The sequence below is a fragment of the Streptomyces coelicoflavus genome (assembly GCF_045041415.1).
GTDB classification, from domain to species: domain Bacteria; phylum Actinomycetota; class Actinomycetes; order Streptomycetales; family Streptomycetaceae; genus Streptomyces; species Streptomyces coelicoflavus.
This window is the reverse complement of sequence record NZ_CP108218.1, coordinates 7,274,783-7,297,296: the sequence shown is the minus strand read 5'-3', so window position 1 is coordinate 7,297,296 and position 22,514 is coordinate 7,274,783. Positions and strand designations below refer to the sequence as shown.

21 protein-coding genes and 2 pseudogenes are annotated in these 22,514 nt (G+C 74.2%); 14 read left to right on the top strand and 9 right to left on the bottom strand.

Annotated elements, in window-relative coordinates; translation table 11 throughout:
- The first annotated feature begins 12 nt into the window (after window positions 1-12).
- A complete protein-coding gene (locus OHA99_RS32870) occupies window positions 13-561 on the top strand; it encodes an ATP-binding protein (protein WP_194280186.1) in 549 nt (182 codons plus the stop codon).
- Window positions 562-804: 243 nt separating this feature from the next.
- Here OHA99_RS32870 and OHA99_RS32865 read toward each other — a convergent pair.
- The 3 genes and pseudogenes from OHA99_RS32865 to OHA99_RS32855 form a co-directional block, all read right to left on the bottom strand.
- Window positions 805-3,374 (bottom strand): annotated as a pseudogene (locus OHA99_RS32865) (ABC transporter permease).
- Entirely contained in the window at window positions 3,371-4,120 is a 750-nt protein-coding gene (locus OHA99_RS32860) for an ABC transporter ATP-binding protein (RefSeq protein ID WP_153181077.1), read from the bottom strand. The pseudogene OHA99_RS32865 and the gene OHA99_RS32860 overlap by 4 nt, the downstream one beginning before the upstream one ends.
- Entirely contained in the window at window positions 4,117-4,401 is a 285-nt protein-coding gene (locus tag OHA99_RS32855; protein ID WP_165686739.1) for an SHOCT domain-containing protein, read from the bottom strand. Before OHA99_RS32855 ends, OHA99_RS32860 begins: the two co-directional genes overlap by 4 nt.
- Window positions 4,402-4,591: 190 nt before the next feature.
- On the opposite strand from OHA99_RS32855, the gene OHA99_RS32850 reads away from it, so the two are divergent.
- The 5 genes and pseudogenes from OHA99_RS32850 to OHA99_RS32830 all read left to right on the top strand — a co-directional run bounded on the left by OHA99_RS32850 (window position 4,592) and on the right by OHA99_RS32830 (window position 7,591).
- Complete coding sequence (locus tag OHA99_RS32850; protein WP_228126249.1) at window positions 4,592-5,155, top strand: TetR/AcrR family transcriptional regulator; 564 nt, start codon at window positions 4,592-4,594, stop codon at window positions 5,153-5,155.
- 11 nt (window positions 5,156-5,166) lie between these two features.
- Window positions 5,167-5,754, top strand: coding sequence for a DUF4865 family protein (locus tag OHA99_RS32845; RefSeq protein WP_405698525.1), 588 nt, complete (start codon window positions 5,167-5,169; stop codon window positions 5,752-5,754).
- Window positions 5,751-6,658 (top strand): annotated as a pseudogene (locus OHA99_RS32840) (phosphotriesterase). Before OHA99_RS32845 ends, OHA99_RS32840 begins: the two are co-directional and overlap by 4 nt.
- Window positions 6,659-6,797: 139 nt before the next feature.
- A complete protein-coding gene (locus OHA99_RS32835; RefSeq protein ID WP_153181072.1) occupies window positions 6,798-7,199 on the top strand; it encodes a tautomerase family protein in 402 nt (133 codons plus the stop codon).
- The gene (locus OHA99_RS32830; RefSeq protein WP_153181071.1) at window positions 7,193-7,591 is read left to right on the top strand and encodes a VOC family protein; all 399 of its coding nucleotides are present in this window, start codon (window positions 7,193-7,195) and stop codon (window positions 7,589-7,591) included. The genes OHA99_RS32835 and OHA99_RS32830 overlap by 7 nt, the downstream gene beginning before the upstream one ends.
- A gap of 21 nt (window positions 7,592-7,612) precedes the next feature.
- On the opposite strand, the gene OHA99_RS32825 is transcribed toward OHA99_RS32830, so the two are convergent.
- Window positions 7,613-8,851 carry an ROK family protein gene (locus OHA99_RS32825; protein ID WP_164385716.1) on the bottom strand — a complete coding sequence of 413 codons (1,239 nt, stop codon included), beginning with the start codon at window positions 8,849-8,851 and terminating at the stop codon, window positions 7,613-7,615.
- A gap of 225 nt (window positions 8,852-9,076) precedes the next feature.
- Between OHA99_RS32825 and OHA99_RS32820 the strand changes: the two genes are divergently transcribed.
- Entirely contained in the window at window positions 9,077-10,270 is a 1,194-nt protein-coding gene (locus OHA99_RS32820; protein ID WP_381502942.1) for a methyltransferase, read from the top strand.
- Here the strand turns inward: OHA99_RS32820 and OHA99_RS32815 are convergent.
- Both OHA99_RS32815 and OHA99_RS32810 read right to left on the bottom strand, forming a co-directional pair.
- Window positions 10,260-11,141 (bottom strand): class II fructose-bisphosphate aldolase, encoded by an 882-nt coding sequence (locus OHA99_RS32815; RefSeq protein ID WP_153181068.1) that lies wholly within the window; start codon window positions 11,139-11,141, stop codon window positions 10,260-10,262. The genes OHA99_RS32820 and OHA99_RS32815 overlap by 11 nt on opposite strands.
- Before the next feature lie 34 nt (window positions 11,142-11,175).
- Window positions 11,176-12,057 (bottom strand): SIS domain-containing protein, encoded by an 882-nt coding sequence (locus OHA99_RS32810; RefSeq protein WP_153181067.1) that lies wholly within the window; start codon window positions 12,055-12,057, stop codon window positions 11,176-11,178.
- Window positions 12,058-12,184: 127 nt separating this feature from the next.
- On the opposite strand from OHA99_RS32810, the gene OHA99_RS32805 reads away from it, so the two are divergent.
- Window positions 12,185-12,964: a DeoR/GlpR family DNA-binding transcription regulator gene (locus OHA99_RS32805; protein ID WP_054101703.1), complete on the top strand. Its 780-nt coding sequence runs from the start codon at window positions 12,185-12,187 to the stop codon at window positions 12,962-12,964.
- Window positions 12,965-12,992: 28 nt separating this feature from the next.
- Here OHA99_RS32805 and OHA99_RS32800 read toward each other — a convergent pair whose 3' ends face one another.
- Window positions 12,993-13,961, bottom strand: a complete 969-nt coding sequence (locus tag OHA99_RS32800; protein ID WP_405698524.1) for a hypothetical protein — start codon at window positions 13,959-13,961, stop codon at window positions 12,993-12,995.
- Between the two features lie 192 nt (window positions 13,962-14,153).
- Here OHA99_RS32800 and OHA99_RS32795 point away from each other — a divergent pair, with 192 nt between their 5' ends.
- The 3 genes from OHA99_RS32795 to OHA99_RS32785 all read left to right on the top strand — a co-directional run bounded on the left by OHA99_RS32795 (window position 14,154) and on the right by OHA99_RS32785 (window position 17,605).
- The gene (locus OHA99_RS32795) at window positions 14,154-14,387 is read left to right on the top strand and encodes a heavy-metal-associated domain-containing protein (protein WP_405698523.1); all 234 of its coding nucleotides are present in this window, start codon (window positions 14,154-14,156) and stop codon (window positions 14,385-14,387) included.
- 97 nt (window positions 14,388-14,484) lie between these two features.
- On the top strand, window positions 14,485-16,746 hold the full coding sequence (locus OHA99_RS32790; protein WP_405698522.1) for a heavy metal translocating P-type ATPase: 2,262 nt from the start codon (window positions 14,485-14,487) through the stop codon (window positions 16,744-16,746).
- A gap of 208 nt (window positions 16,747-16,954) precedes the next feature.
- Window positions 16,955-17,605, top strand: a complete 651-nt coding sequence (locus OHA99_RS32785) for a phosphatase PAP2 family protein (protein WP_381502772.1) — start codon at window positions 16,955-16,957, stop codon at window positions 17,603-17,605.
- Here the strand turns inward: OHA99_RS32785 and OHA99_RS32780 are convergent.
- Both OHA99_RS32780 and OHA99_RS32775 read right to left on the bottom strand, forming a co-directional pair.
- A complete protein-coding gene (locus OHA99_RS32780; RefSeq protein WP_405698521.1) occupies window positions 17,578-18,030 on the bottom strand; it encodes a phospholipase in 453 nt (150 codons plus the stop codon). The genes OHA99_RS32785 and OHA99_RS32780 overlap by 28 nt on opposite strands.
- A 125-nt stretch (window positions 18,031-18,155) precedes the next feature.
- Complete coding sequence (locus OHA99_RS32775) at window positions 18,156-19,271, bottom strand: Gfo/Idh/MocA family protein (RefSeq protein ID WP_405698520.1); 1,116 nt, start codon at window positions 19,269-19,271, stop codon at window positions 18,156-18,158.
- A gap of 229 nt (window positions 19,272-19,500) precedes the next feature.
- Here OHA99_RS32775 and OHA99_RS32770 point away from each other — a divergent pair, with 229 nt between their 5' ends.
- The 3 genes from OHA99_RS32770 (at window position 19,501) to OHA99_RS32760 (ending at window position 22,510) form a co-directional block, all read left to right on the top strand.
- Window positions 19,501-20,103 carry a Dps family protein gene (locus tag OHA99_RS32770; protein ID WP_003977779.1) on the top strand — a complete coding sequence of 201 codons (603 nt, stop codon included), beginning with the start codon at window positions 19,501-19,503 and terminating at the stop codon, window positions 20,101-20,103.
- 12 nt (window positions 20,104-20,115) lie between these two features.
- Window positions 20,116-21,177: an ABC transporter permease gene (locus OHA99_RS32765; protein ID WP_153181061.1), complete on the top strand. Its 1,062-nt coding sequence runs from the start codon at window positions 20,116-20,118 to the stop codon at window positions 21,175-21,177.
- 130 nt (window positions 21,178-21,307) lie between these two features.
- Complete coding sequence (locus tag OHA99_RS32760) at window positions 21,308-22,510, top strand: cysteine desulfurase-like protein (protein ID WP_153181060.1); 1,203 nt, start codon at window positions 21,308-21,310, stop codon at window positions 22,508-22,510.
- The last annotated feature ends 4 nt before the right edge of the window (window positions 22,511-22,514 follow it).

The following is a 22,514-nucleotide window of genomic DNA, read 5'->3' as shown; positions in this document are numbered from 1 at the left end:
GGAGTCGCAGCCGTGATCAGTCACCCAAGCAGACATTGCACGGTGGAGCTGCAAGCCCTGCCGTCGCGGATCGGCCAGGTCCGCAGAATCGTATCTGCGCAATTGCGCTACTGGCATATGGATCTCCTGATCGACCGGGCGGTGCTCGGCGTGACGGAGTTGCTGACCAACGTCCACCTGCATGCCCGGCCGGACAAGACGTGCACCGTGGAGGTGGAACTGCTCCTGGACCGGCTCACGGTCTCGGTGCGCGACCACGATCCGCGACTGCCCGTCGTGGACGACGCCGAGCCGCTCGCGACCTGCGGGCGGGGTCTGGCCATGGTGGCCGCGATGAGCGAGAGCTGGGGCGCCCGGCCGGAGGGCGAATCGGGCAAGGTCGTCTGGTTCACCCTCCCGACGGCCGTCACCCCGGCGCCGCCCACTGCGCCACCCGTGGCGGCGCGTCCGCCGCGCCGTCTGGTCGAGGAGGTACCGGCCGCCGCCTTCGCGGAGGTCGAGCACCCGGTCGACCTCGGCAGCCCCCAACCCGCTCCCGCCCGGTCGGCCGTTGTCGGCTGACCGGGCGGTGACCGTCCGCTGCCGCGGGCCGTGCGTTGCGGTTCCGGTTCCGGCGACGTCCGGAACGCGGGTGCGCGTCCCCGGCGGTCGGCAACCGGTTCGGCCGGTACCGGCCCTGACGGCGCGTCGGCCGCCCGGCGTGTTCGCACCCGCCGTCCGGCCCCGCGCGCCGGTGCGGCACTCGCCGTGGCGGGTGCCGCACCGGCGGCCGGGTCCGCCGGAGGATCGCCGGGCCGGCGCGGGTCACTCCGTGGCGACGGCGCGCAGTACGTCCAGGCGGGATGCCCGCCGGGCCGGACGCAGGCCCGCCAGGGCGCCGGCCGCGAGACCGACCAGGGCCACCACCGCGAGCCGCACGGGCGGCACGGCGAAGGCGAAGGCGCTGTCCGAGGCGCCGTCGGAGGCCGCCACGAGGACCCAGCCGAGGAAGGCTCCCAGGCCGAGCCCGCCGACCGTGCCGAAGGCGGCGACCAGGACGGACTCCCAGCGGACCATGGCCCGCAGCTGGGCCCGGGTCTGCCCGACGGCGCGCAGCAGCCCGAGTTCGCGGGTGCGCTCGTGGACCGCCAGGGTCAGGGTGTTGGCGATGCCGAGCAGGGCGATGAGCACCGCGAGGGCGAGCAGCGCGTAGACGAGGGTCAGCATCATGTCGATGCCGCCCGCCGAGGACTCGGCGTACTCGTCACGGGTCTGCACCTGCGGGTTGCCGTACTGGCCGGCGACCTTCTCGACCGCCGCCTTGCCCGCCTCCGCGCTCACGCCGTCCTCGAAGGCGACGGCGACCAGGGTGTCGGAGTCCTGGGTGCGGTGCGGGGCCCAGGCGGCGCGGGTGATGACGTAGTCGCCGGCGAGTTCTGACTGCCCGTAGACCGCGCGGACGGTGAAGTCCGCGCTGCGCCCGTCGGTGAAGGTGAGGCGCGTGGTGTCGCCGGTGGTCAGCCCCTGCTTGTCCGCCTCGCTCCCGGTGACCGCGATGCCGTCGGTGCCGAGGTCGTCCAGTGAGCCGTGGACGGTACCCAGGTCGAAGGTGCGGTGCAGGGCGACCGGGTCGGTGACGGTCAACGCCCGCCCCTCGCCGTCCACTTCCGCGACGCCCCTGCCCAGGCCTACTGCGGTGTCCACCTCGGGCAGTTCCTGGACCGCGCCCGCCAGCCGCGGGCTGAGGCCGCTGCCGCCGGCGCCGAAGGACGGCGCGCTGACGGCGACGTCGCCCGCGAAGGACCGGGAGACGGTCTGGTCCGTGGTCGCCTTGAGCGAGGCGCCGAAGACCGTGAACAGCGACACGACCGCCACACCGATCATCAGCGCCCCGGCGGTGGCCGCCGTGCGCTTGGGGCTGCGCAGGGCGTTGCGCCGGGCGAGGACGCCGGTGACGCCGCGCAGCCGGTCCAGCGGGGCCCCCAGGACGCGTACGGCGGTGGCGGAGGCGACCGGGCCGAGCACCACGAAGGAGACCAGGGCGAGGACGGCGCCCAGTCCCGCCAGCCACACCGACGGGGAGAGCAGGACGCCGACGAGTGTCACCGCGAGGGCGAGCGCGAGCAGTGCCGTGCCGGTGACCGCCCGCGCCCGGGAGGCGCCGGAGGCGTCGACGGCCGTCTCGCGCAGCGCGGCCAGGGGTGCGGTGCGGCCGGCCCGGGCCGCGGGCAGCAGGGCGGAGCCGAGGCAGACCACGACGCCGACGGCGAGCGGGAGCAGCAGCGACAGGGCGCTGATCACCAGGTCGCCCTCGGGGAACGGGAAGCCGATCGCCGGGAAGAGGGCCTGGAGTCCGGCCGCTATGCCGATGCCGCCCGCGAGCCCGGCGGCGGACGCGGTGATCGCCACGGCGGCCGCCTCGACGAGGGTGGCGGCGGTGACCTGGCGGCGGGAGGCGCCGAGGGCGCGCAGCAGGGCGTTCTCGCGGGTGCGCTGGGCGACCACGACGGCGAAAGTGTTGTGGATCGAGAAGGTCGCGACCAGCAGGGCGATGCCGGAGAAGACGAGCAGGAACGTCGTGAACAGGGTCAGGAACTGGCTGGAGATCATGTCGGTGTTCTCCGCCGCCGACTCCTGTCCCGTGATGGCCTCGACGCCGTCGGGCAGTACGGGGGTGAGCCGGTCGACGAGTTCCCGCTGGTCGACGCCCGGACCGGCCCGCACCTGGATGCTCGCCGCCCCGCCCGGCCGCGCGGTGAGGTACTTCTCGGCGTCGGCCCGGGTCATGCCGGTGTAGGTCACCTGGGCCATGCCGTCCTCGCCGCCGAAGGTGGCGAGAGTCCGACGATGGTGACCTCGACGGGGTCGGGGGTGCGCAGGGTGGTGGTGTCGCCGATCGCCAGGCCGCCCTTCTCGGCGGTGCCGCGGTTGACGACGACCTCGCCGGACTCCTGCGGGGCGCGGCCCTCGGCCAGGCGGTACGGGTTCAGCTCGGGGTCGGTGATCCAGTTGCCGGCCAGGGTGGGCGGGCCCTGTCCACCGATCGGGTCGCCGTTCGCGCCGACGAGCTGACCCGCGCCCTGGATGCTGGGGGCGACGGCGGCGACGCCGTCCACCCGCTCCAGGGTCCGCACCAGGTCGGTGCCGACCGGCTGCCGTACACCCTGGCTCTCGCCCGGTGTGGTGATGGCGTCCGCGCTGCGCACCACGGCGTCGGTGCCCCCGGCGGCGTTGCCGAACATGGTGTCGAAGCTCACGCGGAGCGTGTCGCCCATGACCAGGGTGCCGGCCAGGAAGGCGACGCCGAGGACCACGGCGAGGAAGGTCCCGGCGAAGCGGCGCTTGTGGGCCCTGAGCGAGGAGACGCTCAGACGGACGGGGACGGGGGTGTTCACGACGGCACCTCGAAGGCTTTCATCCGGTCCAGGACCTTGTCGGCACTCGGCGCGTCCATGCGGTCGACGAGGCGTCCGTCCGCGAGGAAGACGACCTCGTCCGCGTGGGCGGCGGCGACGGGGTCGTGGGTGACCATGACGACCGTGCGGCCGGTCTGCCGGACGGTGCTGCCGAGCAGGCCGAGCACCTCGCCGCCGGAGCGGGAGTCGAGGTTGCCGGTGGGCTCGTCGGCGAAGACCACGTCCGGCCGTCCCGCGAAGGCGCGGGCCACGGCGACGCGTTGCTGCTGTCCGCCGGACAGTTCGGCGGGGCGGTGGTGGAGGCGGTCGCGCAGTCCTACGACGTCGATCAGCGCGTCGACCCATTCGGTGTCGCCCCGCCGTCCGGCGAGGTCGAGGGGGAGGGTGATGTTCTCGGCGACGGTCAGCGTCGGCACCAGGTTGAAGGCCTGGAAGACGAAGCCGACGCGGTCGCGGCGCAGCAGGGTGAGCCGGCGGTCGTCGAGGGTGCCGAGGTCGGTGTCGCCGATGTGCGCGGCGCCCGAGGTGAGGGTGTCGAGCCCGGCGGCGCAGTGCATCAGGGTGGACTTGCCGGAGCCGGAGGGGCCCATGATGGCGGTGAAGCGGCCGGCCGGGAAGCCGACGCTGACGCCGTCGAGGGCGCGTACGGCGGTGTCGCCACCGCCGTACACCTTCACGGCGTCCACGACCCGGGCGGCGGCCCGGGTGACGGTCGTCGCGGTCATGCCGCACCGCCCTTGCCGGTCCGGCCGAACTGCTCGTCCAGCACGGACATCCGGCGCCAGTACTCGTCCTCGTCGATCTCGCCGGAGGCGAAGCGGTGGCCGAGCACCGTGATGGGCGAGTTCTCCTCGACGGCGCGCGGCCGCCCGGGACCGCGGCGCCCGCGCCACACCGTGCGGCGCAGCAGGGTGATGACGCCGCCGATGACCAGTGCCCAGATCACCGGGAAGAGCAGGATCCACGGGCCGGGCCCGCCGTCTCCGAACTGTGCCAGGGTCTCCATGTCGTCCAACTCCTCGGTCGCGATGTCCCTTGTGTCGCTTCCGAGCCTGGCTCCGGGAGGGGGTCCGGGGCGTCGTACGGCCAGCGGCAGTGTGCGTACCCCCTGGGGAGTACTTCGGAGGTCCGCGTCTGCTTCCCCGGTCCCCGGGCGCCGCTCGACTTCTGTAACTACTAGTATGTACAGTGCTCTCATGAGCACCTCGGAACGCCTGATCGAGTCGACCCGCGAGTTGTTGTGGGAGCGGGGGTACGTGGGCACCAGCCCCAAGGCCATTCTCGAGCGGGCCGAGGCCGGACAGGGCAGCATGTACCACCACTTCAAGGGCAAGCCCGATCTCGCGCTCGCCGCGATCCGGCGCACGGCGCGGGAGATGCGGGCCGCGGCCGGTGCCGTGCTGGACGGTCCGGGGACGCCGTACGAGCGCATCGAGGCGTATCTGCGGCGCGAGCGCGACGTGCTGCGCGGGTGCCCGGTCGGTCGTCTGACGATGGACCCGGACGTGATCGCGGACGACACCCTGCGCGCCCCCGTGGACGAGACCCTCGACTGGCTGCGGGAGCAGATCGCCCAGCTGGTCGAGGAGGGCCGGGAACAGGGCGAGTTCGCGCCCGGGCTGGACGGCGAGGAGATCGCGGCGGCGGTCGTCGCGACCGTGCAGGGAGGTTACGTCCTGGCCCGCGCGTCCGGCTCCCCCGCCGCCTTCGACGCGGGCGTCCGGGGACTGCTCTCGCTGCTCGCGACCCACAAGAACTGAGGGGGCATCCGATGCATGCCATGCAGTACACCTTCACCCTGCCCGCCGACTACCCGATGGACGTCATCAGGGAGCGGGTGGCCCGCACCGGGCATCTGCTGGACGACTGGCCCGGGCTCGGACTCAAGGCGTACCTGGTCCGGGAGCGCGGGAAGGGCGGCTCGTCGGTCAACCAGTACGCGCCGTTCTACCTGTGGCACACCGTCGAGGGCATGAACTCCTTCCTCTGGGACGGCGCCTTCCAGCGGCCCACCGACGACTTCGGCCGACCCGCGGTCCGGCAGTGGACGGGCCTGGCGTACGAGGAGGGCGACGCCGCAGGATCTCCCGCGCGGGTGGCGGTCGTGCGGCGGCGGCCGGTGCCGGACGGCGTACCGCTGTCGGAGGTGGCGGCGGACGCGGTGCGGGAGACCGGACGGTCGGCGGCCGTGGACGGGGCGCTGCTCGCGGCGGCGGTCGTGGACACCGCGTGCTGGGAGCTGGTGCAGTTCTCGCTGCACGCGGGCGAGGCTCCGGACGGGGTGGAGGGCGAGGTCTTCCAGGTACTGCACCTGTCGGAGCCGGGGCGGGGTCTGCTGACGAGGGGACGTCAGTGGTGAACGCCGTCCGCACGGTCCTCGGGGACGTCGGCGGCGCGGAGCTGGGCGTGTGCGACGCCCACGACCACCTGTTCTTCGCCAGTCCCCGGCTGCCCGGCGAGGAGTTGCGCGACGCGGCGGCGGCCCGGGCGGAGCTGGCCGCGTTCCGGGAGCGGGGCGGCGGCGCGGTGGTCCAGTGGACGCCGTACGGGCTGGGGCGGCGGGCCGCCGACCTGCCGGCCCTGTCCCGGGAGACCGGCGTCCACGTGGTGGCCGCGACGGGGCTGCATCAAGACGTCCACTACGACGAGGACACGCTCGCCGCGCTGCGGGGCCGTGCCGCCGACGTCTTCGTCGCCGAACTGACCCGGGGCATCGGGACGTCGGGCGTGCGCGCGGGACTGATCAAGGTGGCGGGCGGTTTCCACGCGCTCGACGCGCACGCGCGGTGGACCATGTCGGCGGCGGCCGAGGCGCACCACGCGACGGGAGCGCCGATCGCCGTGCACCTGGAGCTGGGTACGGGTGCCCTGGACGTGCTGGACCTGCTGTGCGGCGAGTCGGGGGGCCGGCGGAACGGGTGATCCTCGGTCACCTCAACCGCTCCCCCGACCCCGTGGCCCACCGGCAGGCCGCCGCGTCGGGGTGCTGGCTGGCGTTCGACGGGCCGTCGCGGGCGCACCATGCCACGGACTGGCGGATGCCGGACGCCGTGCGGGACCTGGCCGAGGCGGGGTTCGGCGATCGGCTGCTGCTCGGCGGCGACACGACGACCGCGGCCGCCCGCTCGGTCGACGGCGGCCCGGGGATGCCGTACCTGCTGCGCCGTGTGGTGCCCCGGCTGACGGCCGCCGTGGGCGAGGAGCTGGTGCGGCGCGTCCTCACCGAGAACCCCGCGCGGGCGTTCGCCGTCGACTGGCGCTGACGTCCGCCCCGCACACCGGCCACCGCTCAAGGCGTCCGCCCCGGACACCGGCCACCTCCGACGCGTCCAGTCCGCACACCGGCCGCCTTCCGAGGCGTCCACTCCGCACACCGGCCACCACTCGACGGGAGACCCCTTCATGCCCTTCGTCCGCATCGACGCGCACGGTGGCGGCACCGGCGCCGGCCGGCTCGACGCGCTCGGCCGGGCCGTCCACGACGCCCTGGTCGAGACCCTCGGCATCCCGTCCGACGACCGCTTCCAGGTCCTGACCGCCCACGACGCCGCAGCAGGCACCCTGCGCTACGACGACTACCTCGGCGTGCACCGGGACGAGGGCATCGTGTTCGTGGCGATCACGCTGCGGGCGGGCCGGACGACCGGGCAGAAGGAGGCACTGTACGGCCGGATCGCCCGGCTCGCCGAGGAGTACGCGGGCACGGACCCCCGCAACGTCTTCGTCACGCTGACCGAGAACGCCTCCGCGGACTGGTCGCTGGGCAACGGGCTGGCGCAGTACGTAGGGTCGGGATCATGCTGAGACTCGGAATCCCCGTCATCGGTGTCACGGACCTCGCCCGCGCGGTCGCGTTCTGGACGGAGGCGCTGCCCCTGGTGGCCGCGGACGAGTGGCAGAGCGAGACGTGGCGGACGCTCGAGTACGCGGACGGCTCGGGGCGCGCCCTCGGCCTGCTGCGCAGCGACTCGCCGCCCGAGCCCCGGCCCCGTCTCCACCTCGACCTGTTCACGGACTCGGCCGAGGAGCAGCGGGCGGAGGTGCGACGCCTGATCGGCCTCGGCGCACGGGACGTCGAGTGGGAGCTGTACCCGCCCGACCCCGACTTCGTCGTCCTGGCCGACCCGGACGGCAACATCTTCTGCGTCGTCGACCTCAGCCACGCCCCGAGCGGCGGCGACCGGCCCGCGCCCTGAGGTGCGGGCCCGTCCGGCCGGCTACGCCGGGACGCCCAGCGGGTCGTCCAGGACCGGCTGCCAGGCCAACTCGGCCGCGCCGACCAGGCTGTTGTGGTCGAGTCCGCAGGGCAGGATCGGCACCCCGCCGCTCTGCCCCCACAGGCTGCGCCCGGCGACGACCGCGCGCAGCCGCTCCGGGTCCGCGTCGAGGAGCGCCCGGTGGAGCCCGCCGAGGATGATGCGGTCCGGGTTGAGGATGTTCACCAGTCCGGCGAGGCCCAGGCCGAGGCGGTCGATGAGGGTCTCGGTGGCGGTGCGGACGGCCGGGTCGGCGTAGTGCTCGCGGATCAGGTCGTAGGACTGCTGGAGCAGGGACACCTCGGGCCCCGGTTCGCGCCGGGCAGCCGTGAGGAAGGCCAGCGGGTCGGTCTCCACGTCCAGGCAGCCGCGGCTGCCGCAGTGGCAGGGGCGGCCCTCGGGGTTGACGGCGAGGTGGCCGACCTCCAGGGCGAGCCCGGAACTGCCGGTGTGCAGGCGCCCGTCGAGGACGAGGGCGCCGCCGACGCCGCGGTGGCCGGTGGCGACGCACAGCAGGTCGCGGGCACCGCGTCCGGCGCCGTGGCGGTGCTCGGCGAGGGCGGCGAGGTTGACGTCGTTGGCGGCGAAGGCGGGCCCCCCGATGCCCGCGGCGCGCACCTGCTGCGCGAAGATCTCCCGCACGGGCGCGCCGGCCGGCCAGGCCAGGTGCAGCGGGTTCAGGGCGAGGCCCGCCGGTTCCGCGACGGCGGACGGCACGGCCAGCCCGGCACCGACGCAGCGCCGCCCGGTCTGCCGCAGCAGCTCCGCGCCCGCCTCGACGACGGAACCCAGCACCTTCGCCGGATCGGCGTCGACGACCTCGCAGCCGGGCGCGGTGGCGACGATCCGGCCGCCGAGACCGACCAGCGCCGCGCGGAAGCCGTCGGCGTGGATCTGGGCGGCGAGGGCGACGGGACCGTCCTCGGCGACCGCGAGTCGGTGCGAGGGGCGGCCCTGGGAACCGGCGGCGGCCCCGGGCCTGGCGTCCACGCGGATCAGGCCGAGCGCCTCCAGTTCGGCGGCGACCGCGCCGGCCGTGGCCCGGGTCACGCCGAGTTCCGCGGTGAGGACGGCCCGGGTGGGGGCGCGTCCGGTGTGCACGAGCTCCAACGCGGGTCCGAGCGCACCGCGCCCCCGGTCCAGCCGCGTCCTCGAGGTGGTCCCTTCCCCCGCCGCCCGGGGGTCCGCCTTGCCGCTCATGAGGGGGAGTCTCCCATGATCCGTCCGTGGCGCGGGCCTGGAGGCCGCTGACCCGGAGCGTGATGTTCAGCCGCCCGGCGAGTCCCCACTCGGGCGGCGCCGGGCGCGGTCTCGGCGCGGGTCCTGGGGAACAGCTCGGCGTCCATGTCCTCCGTCCTGCCTCCGGGAGGGGCCCCACCGGGCGCGACCAGCGCCGAGCCGGCGCTCGGCTAGCCTGGACGCACGATGAACGACCGCAGCACGAACGACCGCAGCGACAGTACGAACGGCCGCGGCGACCGCATGACCACGCCCTGGGGCGAGCACCTGCTGTCCCGCCATCCCGAGGACCCGCGTGACCGGCTCCGCGCCTGGGACGCCTCCGACGAGTACCTGCTGGGGCACCTCGCGGAGCGGGAGGTCCCGCTCGACGGCACGGTCGTGGTCGTCGGTGACCGCTGGGGAGCGCTGGTGACGGCGCTGGCCGCGCACCGGCCGGTACAGATCACCGACTCCCACCTCGCGCGGGAGGCGACCCGGGCCAACCTGGCGCGCGCCGGTGTCGAGCCGGGCTCGGTGCGCCTGCTCACCTCGCAGGACCCGCCGCCGGACCGGGTGGACGTGCTGCTGGTGCGGGTGCCGAAGAGCCTGGCGCTGCTGGAGGACCAGTTGCTGCGGCTGGCCCCCGCGCTGCACGGGGGCACGGTCGTGGTCGGCACCGGGATGGTGAAGGAGATCCACACCTCGACGCTCCGGCTGTTCGAGCGGATCGTCGGGCCGACCCGGACGTCCCTGGCCGTGAAGAAGGCGCGGCTGATCTTCGCGGAGCCCGATCCCGCGCTGAAGCGGCCTCCCAACCCGTGGCCGCTCGGCTACCGGCTCCCCGACGACGTCGGACCGCTTCTCTCCGGCCGGCCCGTCGTCAACCACGCCGGGGTCTTCTGCGCCGACCGCCTCGACATCGGCACCCGTTTCTTCCTGCGGCACCTGCCGGACACCAGGGGCTTCGGGCGGGTGGTGGACCTCGGCTGCGGCAACGGTGTGGTCGGCACGGCGGTGGCGCTGGCCGATCCGGACGCGGAGGTGCTGTTCACCGACGAGTCGTTCCAGGCGGTGGCCTCGGCGGAGGCGACGTACCGGGCGAACGAGGTCGCGGGCCGGGCGGAGTTCCGGGTGGGCGACGGGCTGGCCGGGGTGCCGGACGGCAGTGTCGGCCTGGTGCTCAACAACCCGCCCTTCCACTCCCACCAGGCGACGACCGACGCAACGGCGTGGCGGATGTTCACTGGGGCGCGGCGGGTGCTGCGCCCCGGCGGCGAACTGTGGGTGGTCGGCAACCGGCACCTGGGCTATCACGTCAAGCTGCGGCGCCTGTTCGGCAACAGCCGGCTGGTGGCGGGTGACCGGAAGTTCGTGGTGCTGAAGGCGGTCAAGGAGTAGCCGGAGGAAAGGCGGGGGCGGTCCGGGCGACCACCTGGATGAGCGTCGCCACCGTCCGGGCCATGGCCTCCCTCCCGGCGGTGAGGTAGCCGCGCGAGTCGACCGCGTCGGGGCGTGCGGCGAGATGCTCCCTGATCGCGCCGGTCATGGCGATGTTGAGCGCGGTGCCGACGTTGACCTTGGCGATGCCGCCCGCGACGGCCGCGGTGAGTTCGCCGTCCGGCACCCCGGAGGAGCCGTGCAGCACGAGCGGCACGTCCAGGGCGCCGGACAGTTCCTTGAGCAGGTCGTGGTCGAGGGCCGCGGTGCGCGTCGTCATGGCGTGGGAGCTGCCGACGGCGACGGCGAGGGCGTCCACGCCGGAGTCGGCGACGTAGGCGTGTGCCTCGGCGGGGTCGGTGCGGGCGCCGGGCGCGTGGGCGTCGAGCGGCGGGGCGCCGTTCTTGCCGCCGACCTCTCCCAACTCGGCCTCGATCCACAGCCCCTGGGCATGCGCCCAGTCGGCGGCGGCCCGGGTCGCCGCGAGGTTCTCCGCGTACGGCAGCCGCGCGGCGTCGTACATCACGGAGCTGAACCCGGCGTCCGCGGCCTGGCGCAGCAGGCCGTCGCTCTGGACGTGGTCGAGGTGCAGGGCGACGGGCACGGCGGCGCCCTCGGCGGCGGAGACGGCCGCGCGGGCCAGGGGCAGCAGGCGGCCGTAGCGGTACTTCACGGCGTTCTCGCTGACCTGGAGGACCACGGGCATTCCCACGGACTCGGCGCCGGCGACGACGGCCTCGATGTGCTCCAGGGTGATGACGTTGAAGGCGGCGACGGCGGAGCGGCCGGCCGCGGCGCGGCCGACCAGGTCGCCGGTGGTGGCGAGGGGCACGGTCTGGTTCCTTCCCGGGCGTCGGGCGTGGGCGTCAGGGGGCGAGGATGACCGAGCGGGTCAGGTGACGCGGCCGGTCCGGGTCGAGACCGCGGGCGGTGGCGACGGCGACGGCGAGCCGCTGGGCGCGGACCAGTTCGGCCAGCGGGTCCAGCGCTGCGGGCACCCACATGGCACCGGTCTCCCGGACCTGCTCGGCCAGCCCTTCGGGCGCCTCGCCGAACATCCAGGTCGCCGTGCCCGTCGTGCTGATGCTGATGGGGCCGTGCCGGTACTCCATCGCCGGGTAGGCCTCGGTCCAGGACAGGGAGGCCTCGCGCATCTTCAGGCCCGCCTCGTTGGCCAGTCCGACGGTCCAGCCCCGGCCGAGGAAGGTGAACTGGGTGCGCTCCACGAGCCCTTCGGGCAGGTCGGCGGCGAGCGCGGCGCGGGCGTCGGCGACGACGGCGTCGGTGTGCAGGCCGAGGTGGGCGCGGAGCAGCGTGAGCGCGGTGGTCGCGAACCTCGTCTGCACGACGGACCGTTCGTCGGCGTAGTCGAGGACGACCACGTCGTCGGCGGCGGTCATCACCGGCGTCTCCGGGTCGGCGGTGAGGGCGACGGTGCGCGTACGGCCCTTCAGCTCCGTGAGCAGCTCCAGTACTTCGGTGGTGGTGCCGGAGCGGGTGAGGGCCACGACCCGGTCGTACGTCCGCCCCCGGGGGAACTCGGACGCCGCGAACGCGTCCGTCTCGCCGAGGCCCGCGTCCTCACGCAGGGCCGCCGCCGACTGCGCCATGAAGTACGAGGTGCCGCATCCGACGATCGCCACCCGCTCCCCGGCCGCGGGCAGTGCCGCGGTGTGGCGTGCCGCGTCCCCGGCGGCGCGCGTCCAGCACTCGGGCTGGCTGTTGAGCTCGTCCTCGACATACGTCATGTCGCACACTCCCCGAACACGGTTGATTGTTCCTGCAAGATATAGCGAGCTTTCGAGCACAATCAAGCAATCCGAGGGAACAGTACGGTGCGCTAGGGTCGGCGGGGATCGAGGAACGGAGGCGCGGATGTCGCGCGACGCCCGCTGGAAGGCGCTGCTGGAGCTGCTCGTCGAGCGCGGCCGGCTGGACGTCGAGGAGGCGGCGACCGAGCTGGAGGTCTCGGCCGCGACGATCCGCCGGGACTTCGACCGGCTCGCCGAGCAGCAGATGCTCGTGCGCACGCGCGGCGGCGCGGTGGTGCACGGGGTGTCGTACGAGCTGCCGCTGCGCTACAAGACCGCCCGCCGCGCCTCGGAGAAGCAGCGCGTCGCACAGGCGGTCGCCGCCCTGGTGGCGCCCGGCGAGGCGGTGGGGCTGACCGGGGGTACGACCACGACGGAGGTGGCGCGCGCCCTGGCCGTGCGCGCCGACCTGGCCTCCGGCACCCCCGCGCTGACCGTGGTCACCAACGCGCTCAACATCGCCAACGAACTGGCCGTCCGGCCGCAGTTCAAGATCGTGGTGACCGGCGGGGTGGCCCGCGCCCAGTCCTACGAGCTGATCGGGCCGCTCGCGGACGGGGTGCTGGGCCAGGTGACCCTCGACGTGGCGGTGCTGGGCGTCGTCGCCTTCGACGTCGCGCACGGTGCCGCGGCCCACGACGAGGCGGAGGCCGCGATCAACCGGCTGCTGTGCGACCGCGCCGAGCGGGTGGTCGTGGCCGCCGACTCCAGCAAGCTGGGCCGGCGGGCGTTCGCCCGGATCTGCGCGACCGGGTCGGTGGACACGCTGGTCACGGACGGCGCGGCCGACCCGGAGCTGGTGCGGGGGTTCGAGGAGGCGGGGGTCCGGGTCGTCACGGCCTGAGGAAATCCCCTGACGGCGGCGCCGGCGTTCAGTGTCCGTGGCCGTCGGTGTGCTCCGGCGTGGCGGCCGGGGCGGGCTCCTGCGCGCCCGGCGTCGATCCGGCGCGCACGGTGAACGCCGCGGTGTGGACCTCGCCCTGGTGCCGGAAGTCCAGGAAGAGACGGTAGGTGCCGCCGCTGGGCGCGGTGGCCGTGAAGGAGACCTCCGGGCCGGGCGCGGTCGTGCCGTCACCGGGTTCGCCGTTCGGGTGGACGTGCAGGTACGCGAGGTCGCCGGAGCGCAGGGCGACCAGATGGCCGTAGGCGCCCAGGTAGGGCTGGAGGTCGCCCACGGGTTCGCCGTCGCGGGACACCTTCAGCCTCAGCTCGCTCGCCCTGCCGGGACGCAGGGCACCGGCGAGTTCGACCTCGTAGCCGTCGGTCCGGGCGGTGTCGTCCGGGGCCGGGAGGCGTGCGGGCTCGTAGCGGCCGGAGGCGGCCAGGTCGGCGCCGAGGGTGAGGTTCTCCGCGCCCTTTCCCGCCGGGGTGAAGTCGGCGAAGACGCGGTAGCCGCCCGCCGCGGGCAGGTCGACGGGGGTGCTCCAGGTGCCGTCGGCGGCACGGGTGGGGTGCAGGTGGCGGTAGGTGACCAGGTCGCGTGAGGCCAGGACGAGGTGGAGTTCCTTGTCGTGCTCGCGCTGGTACGCGGTGACGGCGTCGCCGTTCGCGTCCCGGACGGTGAAGCGCAGTTCGGTGCTCCGGCCCGCGGTGACGCGCGGGGTGGCGAGGTCGAGGGTGTATCCGCCCTCGGAGATCTGCAGACCGCCGGGCGGGGTCCTCTCCTGCCCCTCGTGGCTCTTGTCCCCGTGCTGCGCCGCCGTCGGCCCACCGTGCTCGTCGTGCGGCGCGGGTTCGCTCTCCGCGACGACCGGGTCCACTCCCCTGCCCACGCCGTAGGCGGTGCCGAAGGTGGCGGCCAGCGCGGCGGCGAACGCGGTGATCCTCAGTCCGGTGTGCATGGCGATCCTCTCCTCGAATGTGGCGTCTCCAGCTCACGCGGAGGCCTCTCCATGCACTTCACAATACCCCTGGGGGGTACCTAGTCAAGCGACGCGACGGCTTGCGTCAGATACCCCTTGGGGGTATACATGGAGCCGCCGGGCCGGATACCCCCGCCCCGTATGAATTCCGACGCCACTCCGGAGGAAGCAATGACCTCGAACGTCACCGCCCCCGTCACCACCACCTACGCCGTCGCCAGCATGAGCTGCGGCCACTGCAGCGCGACACTCACCCGGGTGATCGGCGAACTGGAGGGTGTCACCGGCGTCGACGTCGCGCTCGACACCGGCCACGTCACCGTCACCTCCGCCGCCGAGCCGGACGACGCCGCGATCGCCGAGGTCGTCGACGAGGCCGGCTACGAGCTGACCGGCCGCCGCTGACCGGCCCGCGCTCCCTCCCCCGTCGAACCTCCGCACCGCCGCACCGCCGGGGCCCGCACGCCGGGTCCCGGCCGGCGGCCCCGCACCAGGAGCAGCCATGACCACCAGTACGACCAGCGCACCAGCCGAGGTGGAACTCGCCATCGGCGGCATGACCTGTGCTTCGTGCGCCGCCCGGATCGAGAAGAAGCTCAACCGGATGGAGGGGGTCACCGCCACCGTCAACTACGCCACGGAGAAGGCCAAGGTCAGCCATGCCGCCGACGTCTCCGTCCCGGAGCTGATCGCCACGGTCGAGGCCACCGGGTACACGGCCCGCGAACCCGAGCCGGTCCGCCCCGGGCCCACGGGCGGCAGCGAGGGGGCCGAGCCCGCCGACGCCCTGCGACCGCTGCGGCAGCGGCTGGTCACGGCCGTGGTGCTGGCGGTCCCCGTCATCGCGATGGCGATGGTGCCGGCGCTTCAGTTCGAGTACTGGCAGTGGCTGTCGCTGACCCTGGCGGCGCCCGTGGTGACGTACGCCGCCTGGCCCTTCCACAAGGCCGCCTTCACCAACGCCCGCCACGGCGCGGCCACCATGGACACCCTGATCTCCGTCGGCACGTCGGCGGCGTTCCTGTGGTCGCTGTGGGCGCTGTTCCTCGGCACCGCGGGCACGCCCGGCATGACCCATCCCTTCGAGCTGACCATCGCCCGCGGTGACGGCTCGGGGAACATCTACCTGGAGGCCGCCGCCGGGGTGACCGCCTTCATCCTCGCCGGGCGCTACTTCGAGGCACGCTCCAAGCGCAAGGCGGGTGCCGCGCTGAAGGCGCTGCTGGAACTGGGCGCGAAGGACGTCACCGTCCTGCGGGGCGGCATCGAGGAGCTCGTCCCCGTCGGCGAGCTGAAGACCGGGGACCGCTTCCTGGTGCGCCCCGGCGAGAAGATCGCCACCGACGGCACGGTGGTCGAGGGCACCTCGGCCGTCGACGCGTCGATGCTCACCGGCGAGTCCGTGCCGGTCGAGGTCGGTGTGGGCGACGGGGTCACCGGAGCGACCCTGAACGCGGGCGGCCGGCTGGTGGTCGAGGCGACCCGGGTCGGCGCGGACACCCAGCTGGCGCGGATGGCGAAGCTGGTCGAGGACGCGCAGAACGGCAAGGCCGCCGCCCAGCGCCTCGCCGACCGCATCTCCGCCGTCTTCGTCCCCGTCGTCATCGTCCTCGCGCTGGCCACCCTGGGCTTCTGGCTCGGCAACGGCTCGGGACCGGCCGCCGCGTTCACCGCCGCGGTCGCCGTCCTGATCATCGCCTGCCCCTGTGCCCTAGGCCTCGCGACCCCGACCGCGCTGATGGTCGGCACCGGGCGCGGCGCCCAGCTCGGCATCCTCATCAAGGGCCCCGAGGTCCTGGAGTCCACCCGCAAGGTCGACACCGTCGTCCTCGACAAGACCGGCACCGTCACCACCGGCCGCATGACGCTGCTCGCCGTGCACACCGCCGAGGGCACCGAGGAGACCGAAGTGCTCCGGCTGGCCGGGGCGTTGGAGCACGCCTCGGAGCACCCGATCGCCCGGGCGGTCGCCACGGGCGCCGCCGAACGGACCGGCACCCTGCCCGTCCCCGAGGACTTCGCCAACGTCCCGGGGCTCGGCGTCCAGGGCGTCGTCGAGGGCCGTGCGGTCCTGGTCGGCCGCGAGAAGCTGCTCGCCGAGTGGGCCATGGAGCTGCCCGCCGGCCTGGCCCGCGCGAAGACCGCGGCCGAGCAGGCCGGCCGCACCGCGATCACCGTCGCCTGGGACGGCGAGGCCCGCGCCGTCCTGGAGGTCGCCGACGCGGTGAAGGAGACCAGCGCCGAGGCGATCACCCGGCTGCGCGGCCTGGGCCTGACGCCGGTGCTGCTGACCGGCGACAACAAGGCGGTGGCCGCCTCCGTCGCCCGCGAGGTCGGCATCGACGCCGAGCACGTCGTCGCCGAGGTACTGCCGCAGGACAAGGTCGCCGTCGTCAAGCGCCTCCAGGGCGAGGGCCGTTCGGTGGCGATGGTCGGCGACGGGGTCAACGACGCCGCCGCGCTCGCCCAGGCCGACCTGGGGCTCGCCATGGGGACCGGCACCGACGCCGCCATCGAGGCGGGCGACCTCACCCTGGTCCGCGGGGACCTGCGGGCCGCCGCCGACGCCATCCGGCTGGCCCGCAGGACGCTGGGCACCATCAAGTCGAACCTGTTCTGGGCCTTCGCCTACAACGTCGCCGCCCTGCCGCTCGCCGCGGCCGGACTCCTGAACCCGATGATCGCCGGGGCGGCCATGGCCTTCTCCTCCGTCTTCGTCGTCGGCAACTCCCTTCGGCTGCGGGGCTTCAAGGCCGCCGGCTGATCCACCGCCGCGCCGCCGGGCCGCCGGCCGACCCCTCGAGGGCCGGCCGGCGGCCCGTCGCCGTGTGGTCCCGGTCATGCCGGGCCGCACCCCCCGGACCTCGGCCGCCTCACTCCCGCCGCCCCCCGGACGGGCCCCGCCCACGCGCCGTCGCGCCCGGGCGCGACCAGGATGGTTCGGGTCCCCTCTCCCCGCGGAGCAGGAGCCCATGACCGAACCGACCAACGCCGACGGCGACACCCGTGGCCCGCTCGGGCCAGCGCCGGCCCCCGCGCACCGGCGGGCCGTCGCTGCCGTGCTCGGGGACCTGCGTGCCGTGGACGGCGCGCTCTACGCGGCGGTGGCCGCCACGTCCACGCCCACGCTCGACCGGGCGCTGCGGCGCCTGTCCCATGCCGCCGACCATTCGAAGGTCTCGCTGGGGATCGCCGCCGCGCTCGCGCTGGGCGGGGCGCGGGCGCGGCGGGCGGCCCTCGTCGGTGTGGGGGCGGTCGCCGTGGCGTCGGCCTCGACGAACCTGCTGGGCAAGCGCCTGGTGCACCGGGCGCGGCCGGACCGGGAGGCGGCACGGGTGACGGTGGACCGGTATGTGCCCATGCCCCGGTCGGCGTCGTTCCCGTCGGGGCACACGGCCGCCGCGGTGGCGTTCGCCACGGCCGTCGGCGTGGTCCTGCCCGAGGCCGCCGTGCCGCTCGGCGCGCTGGCGAGCGCCGTCGGCTACTCCCGGGTCCACACCGGCGTGCACTATCCCGGTGACGTCGCCGCGGGCGCCGTCCTGGGCATCGCCAGTGCGGCGGCCGCGTTGGCGGCGGCGGCGCCGGCCCGGGTTCGTCAGCCGAACACCTTCACGGCCTGGTAGTACGTCCACGCGGTGCTGTTGCAGGCGGTCTTGGTGGCACCGCCGTAGCGGGCGCAGACCCGCTTGAGGTCCTCGTAGAAGGCACTGTCCAGGCGGGACTTGTTGGCGTCGAAGGTGCCGGCGTCCTTGTAGTTGCGGTAGCCGAAGTCGTGCCGTGCGCAGGAGGTGCTGAAGGGGAAGCCGAACGGGTTGTCCGGCGAGGAGGAGCAGTAGTCGGTGGTCCAGTCGAACCCGTAGGCGGACCAGGCGGACTTGTCCGCCCGGGCGGCGGTCCAGGCGTTGTAGCTGGACCCGCTGGTCTGCGTCCAGCTCGCGAGCACCTGTCCCTTGTCGGAGGGAGCGGCGTCGGCGGTCGCGGCGGTGGCGACGACGGTGGTCACCGCCAGTGCGGCGGCGGTGAGTCCGGTGGCGAGTCTGCGGTGCATCCCAACACCTCCATGAGGATGCGGCCCGCCTCTCGGGCCGCAGGTTCATGTCAAGATGATGCGCACCTGGACCCCCTGTTCACACCTCTTTCGCCCCAACCCGCCGTGAACACTTCGATTTTGAGCTACGCGCGTCCTTCAGGGGCCCAGTCGGGATGGCCGCCGTGCATGGCCGCGTAGAAGGGGTCGCCGGGCCCGATCTCCCCCGCGTGCACCGGCCGCCCGGTGAACGCCGCCTTGTACAGGGCCGCGGCGAATTCCAGCGTGGCGCGGGCCTCGAAGCCGCTGCCGGGCGGCCGGACTCCGGCGTCCAGGGCGTCCAGGACGGCGCCGAGCTGCGCCGTGTGGGAGCTGGGCACGTCGGCGTGCGGGGTGCGCCAGGCGGCGGCGCGCTCGGGTGCGACGTGCCGGGCCGGGGTGTAGACCCAGTCGTCGTTGCGGTGCCCGTACAGATGGGTCAACTCGACCGTCGCGTCACGGCAGTCGACGCGTATCCGGCTGGTCTCGTCCGGGGAGAGCACGCTGTTGACGACGGTGGCGAGGGCGCCGCTCCCGAAGCGCACCAGGGCGGTGGAGACGTCCTCGCTCTCGGTGTCGTGCACCAGGCGCGACGCCATGGCCCGTATCTCCGCCCAGCAGCCGAGCAGATGGAGCAGCAGGTCGTACTGGTGGATGCCGTGGCCCATGGTCGGGCCGCCGCCCTCGGTGGACCAGCGTCCGCGCCAGGGCACCGCGTAGTAGGCGGCGTCGCGGTGCCAGGTCGTCTGGCAGTGGGCGACCAGCGGGGCGCCCAGCTCGCCGCTCGCGATCAGGTCGCGGGCGTGGGCGGCGCCCGAGCCGTACCGGTGCTGGAAGACCACGGACGCATACGCCCCGGACGCCTCCTCGGCCGCCGCGATGTCGTCGTACTCGGCGAGGGAGAGGCACAGCGGCTTCTCGCACAGCACCCACGCGCCCGCCTCGAGCGCGGCCACCGTCTGCTCCCGGTGCAGGGCCGGCGGCGTGCCGACGAGCACCAGGTCGGGCCGTACGGCTTCCAGCATCGCGCCCGGCGACGCGTACCCGGTGACGTCGCCGGGCGCCTCGGCGCGGAAGGCGTCGAGCCGCGCGGGGTCCACGTCGACGGCGGCGACCAGCTCGGTGCGGTCGGCGTGGGCGGCGAGCGCCGGCAGATGACCGCCGGTGACGATGGCACCGGTGCCGATCACCGCGACCCGGCGGCGGGCGGGGCGTGGGGACATGCGGTCCTCCTCGGACGGCGGGGCGGCACGCGGCGCACGCACCGTGCGGCACCACGCCGCCGCAGAAAGCGCTTTCAGCGCAGACCGACCATAGGCGGACCGCGTCCCCCCGGACAACCCCCACCGTTTGCGGGCCGGGCGCACGCCTGGTCGACTGTCGCGGGGGGAACCCGGGCCGTCGGCAGCACGCCGGGCCCGCCCTTCAGTCCTCTCCAGAAGGAGTACAGGCGTGAGTTCCCCGAAGCCGAAGCCCCCGTCGTCCGCGGAGCACCGGTCGGACGGCAGCCAGCCCTGGCTGCACCAGAAGGGCCGGACCATTCAGGAGTTCGGCACCGTCAAGCAGTTCCCCGTGGCCCTCACCATGGACACCCGGCTGTACTCCTGCCAGCGGCTCAACAAGGTCCTGGCGGACACCCGGATCCTGCACGACCTGTACAAGAAGTACCACTGGCTGATGCGCGGGGCGACGTTCTACCAGCTGCACCTGCTCCTCGACAAGCACGCGGGCGAACAGCTGGAGCTGATCGACACCGTCGCCGAGCGCGTCCAGACACTCGGCGGCGTCGCGGTCGGCGACCCCCGGCACGTCGCCGAGATCACCACCGTGCCGCGCCCGCCGGACGGGGTGGAGGAGGTGCCGTCGATGCTCTCCCGCCTGCTGGAGGCGCACGAGCTGATCCTCACCGAGTGCCACGACGCGGCGGCCCGCACCCAGGAGTACGGGGACGACGGCACCAACGACCTCCTGGTCTCCGAGGTGCTGCGCACCAACGAACTCCAGGCGTGGTTCGTGGCGGAACACCTCGTGGACACACCGCTGGTCCACGCCTGACCCCGCCCGGACATGGCGCACCTGTCCCAGGACGCCGACGGCGGTCCCCCGGCCGGCGGGCGGTGGTCCGCCTTCCGGCGGTCGCCGTTCTGGCCGGCCACCGTCCTGGTGCTGATCCTCGCGGCCGCGGCGGGCCTCTTCGCGGGGTCGTACACCTACTCGATGGCGAACCCGACGCCGCGCCTGATCCCCACGGCCGTGGTCGGCTCGTACGAGAAGGCGGCCGGCCGGGCCTATCTCCGCGGTCTGGAGAAGGCGTTGGACACCTCGGTGAAGGTGCATCCGTACGAGACCCGCGCCGCGGCCCGCGAGGCGATCGAGCAGCAGGAGGTCTTCGCGGTCTTCGAGCTGCGCGACGACGGGCGGAGCGCCGCCCTCGACGTGTCCGGCGCGTCCGGCGCGTCGGTCGCCGAACTGCTCTCGCAAACGGCACCGGCCGTGGGCAAGAAGCTCGGCGTGCGGGTCTCGGTGCGCGACGTCAATCCGTTGCAGGAGGGCGACCCGCGCGGGCTGGCGATCTTCTACATCTCACTGGCCGCCGTGATCATCGGTTTCGTCGGGGCGATCCAGCTCAGCGTGCACGCGCGCACGCTCACCCCCGTCGAGCGCATCCTGTTCACGGTGGCCTACGCGCTGCTCGGCGGGTTCGCCATCGCCGCCACGGTGGACTGGCTGCTGGGCGCGCTGAACCTGCCGTTCGCCGAGTCGTGGCTCATCCTGGCGCTCACGATGTTCGTGTCCGGCATGGTCTTCACCATGTTCAACACGCTGTTCGGCCGCTGGGCGATGCTGCCCACCTGGGGCCTGATGGTGATCATCGGCAACCCCTCCTCCGGCGGCGCGGTGTCCTGGCCGCTGCTGCCGTCGCCGCTCGGGACGATCGGCCGGTGGCTGCCGCCCGGGGGCTCGGTCAACGCGCAGCACACCGCGGTGTACTTCCAGGGCCACCAGCACGCGTTCCCGTTCCTGGTGCTGGGCGGGTGGGCGCTGCTGTCCTGCGCGGTCTTCTGGCTCTGGCGGCACCGGCACCCCGGCGGCCGCGAGCGGGACCCGACGGGGGCGGAGGACACCTGACCCGCGGGTCGCGGGCCCCTGTCGTCGGCGCCGAGCGGCTGCGATCATGAGGCCGGAACACCCGCCTTCGGGAGTCCGCGCTTCCGGAAGTACCGGCTTCCGGGAGTCCCCGCCTTCGGTTGGAGTGCACATGGCCCTCGACGTCGACGCGATCCGCGCGCAGATACCCGCCCTGAAGTCCGGCTCCGCCCGCTTCGACGCGCCGGGCGGCACCCAGACCCCGCAGCCCGTCATCGACGCGATCGCGGAGGCGCTGTCCAACCCGCTGGCCAACCGCGGCCGCACCACCGAGGGCGAGCGCAACGCGGACGGCATCGTCGCGGACGCCCGCGGCGCGCTGGCCGACCTGCTGGGCACCGAGCCGCGGGGCATCGTCCTCGGCCGCAGCGCGACCCAGCTGGCCTACGACCTGTCCCGGACGCTCGCCAAGTCGTGGGGGCCCGGGGACGAGGTGGTCGTCACCCGGCTGGACCACGACTCCAACATCCGGCCCTGGGTCCAGGCGGCCGAGTCGGCCGGCGCGACCGTGCGGTGGGCCGACTTCGACCCGGCCACCGGTGAACTGCGTCCCGAGCACATCGAGGCGGTCCTCTCCCCGCGCACCAGGCTGGTGGCGGTGACGGCGGCCTCCAACCTGATCGGCACCATGCCCGACCTGCCGGCAATCGCCCGGCTGGCGCACGGCGTCGGCGCGCTGTGCCACGTGGACGCGGTGCACTACGCCTCGCACGCCGTCGTCGACCCGGCGGCGCTCGGCGCGGACACGCTGGTGTGCTCGCCGTACAAGTTCCTCGGCCCGCACCTGGGAGTGCTGGCGGCCCGGCCGGAGTTCCTCGAGACCCTGCGTCCGGACAAGCTGCTGCCCTCCAGTGACGCCGTCCCCGAGCGCTTCGAGCTGGGCACGCTGCCGTACGAGTTGCTGGCCGGCGCCCGTGCCGCAGTGGACTTCCTCGCCGGTCTGGAGCCGGACGCGCGCGGCACGCGCAGGGACCGGCTGGTCGCCTCGTTCGCGGCGCTCGAGGCCCACGAGGACGTCCTGCGTGAGCGGATCGAGCGGGGGCTGGCCGGTCTGGAGGGCGTCACCGTGTACTCGCGGGCCGCACGGCGCACGCCGACCCTGCTGTTCACCGTGGCGGGCCTGCGCCCGGCCGACGTGTACCGGCGACTGGCCGAACGGGGTGTCGACGCGCCCGCCGGGTCGTTCTACGCCGTGGAGGCCTCGCGCCGCCTGGGCCTGGGCGACGCGGGCGCCGTCCGGGTCGGACTGGCGCCCTACACCAGCGCGGACGACGTGGACCGCCTCCTGACCGCGCTGGCCGGCCTCGGCCGCTGACCCG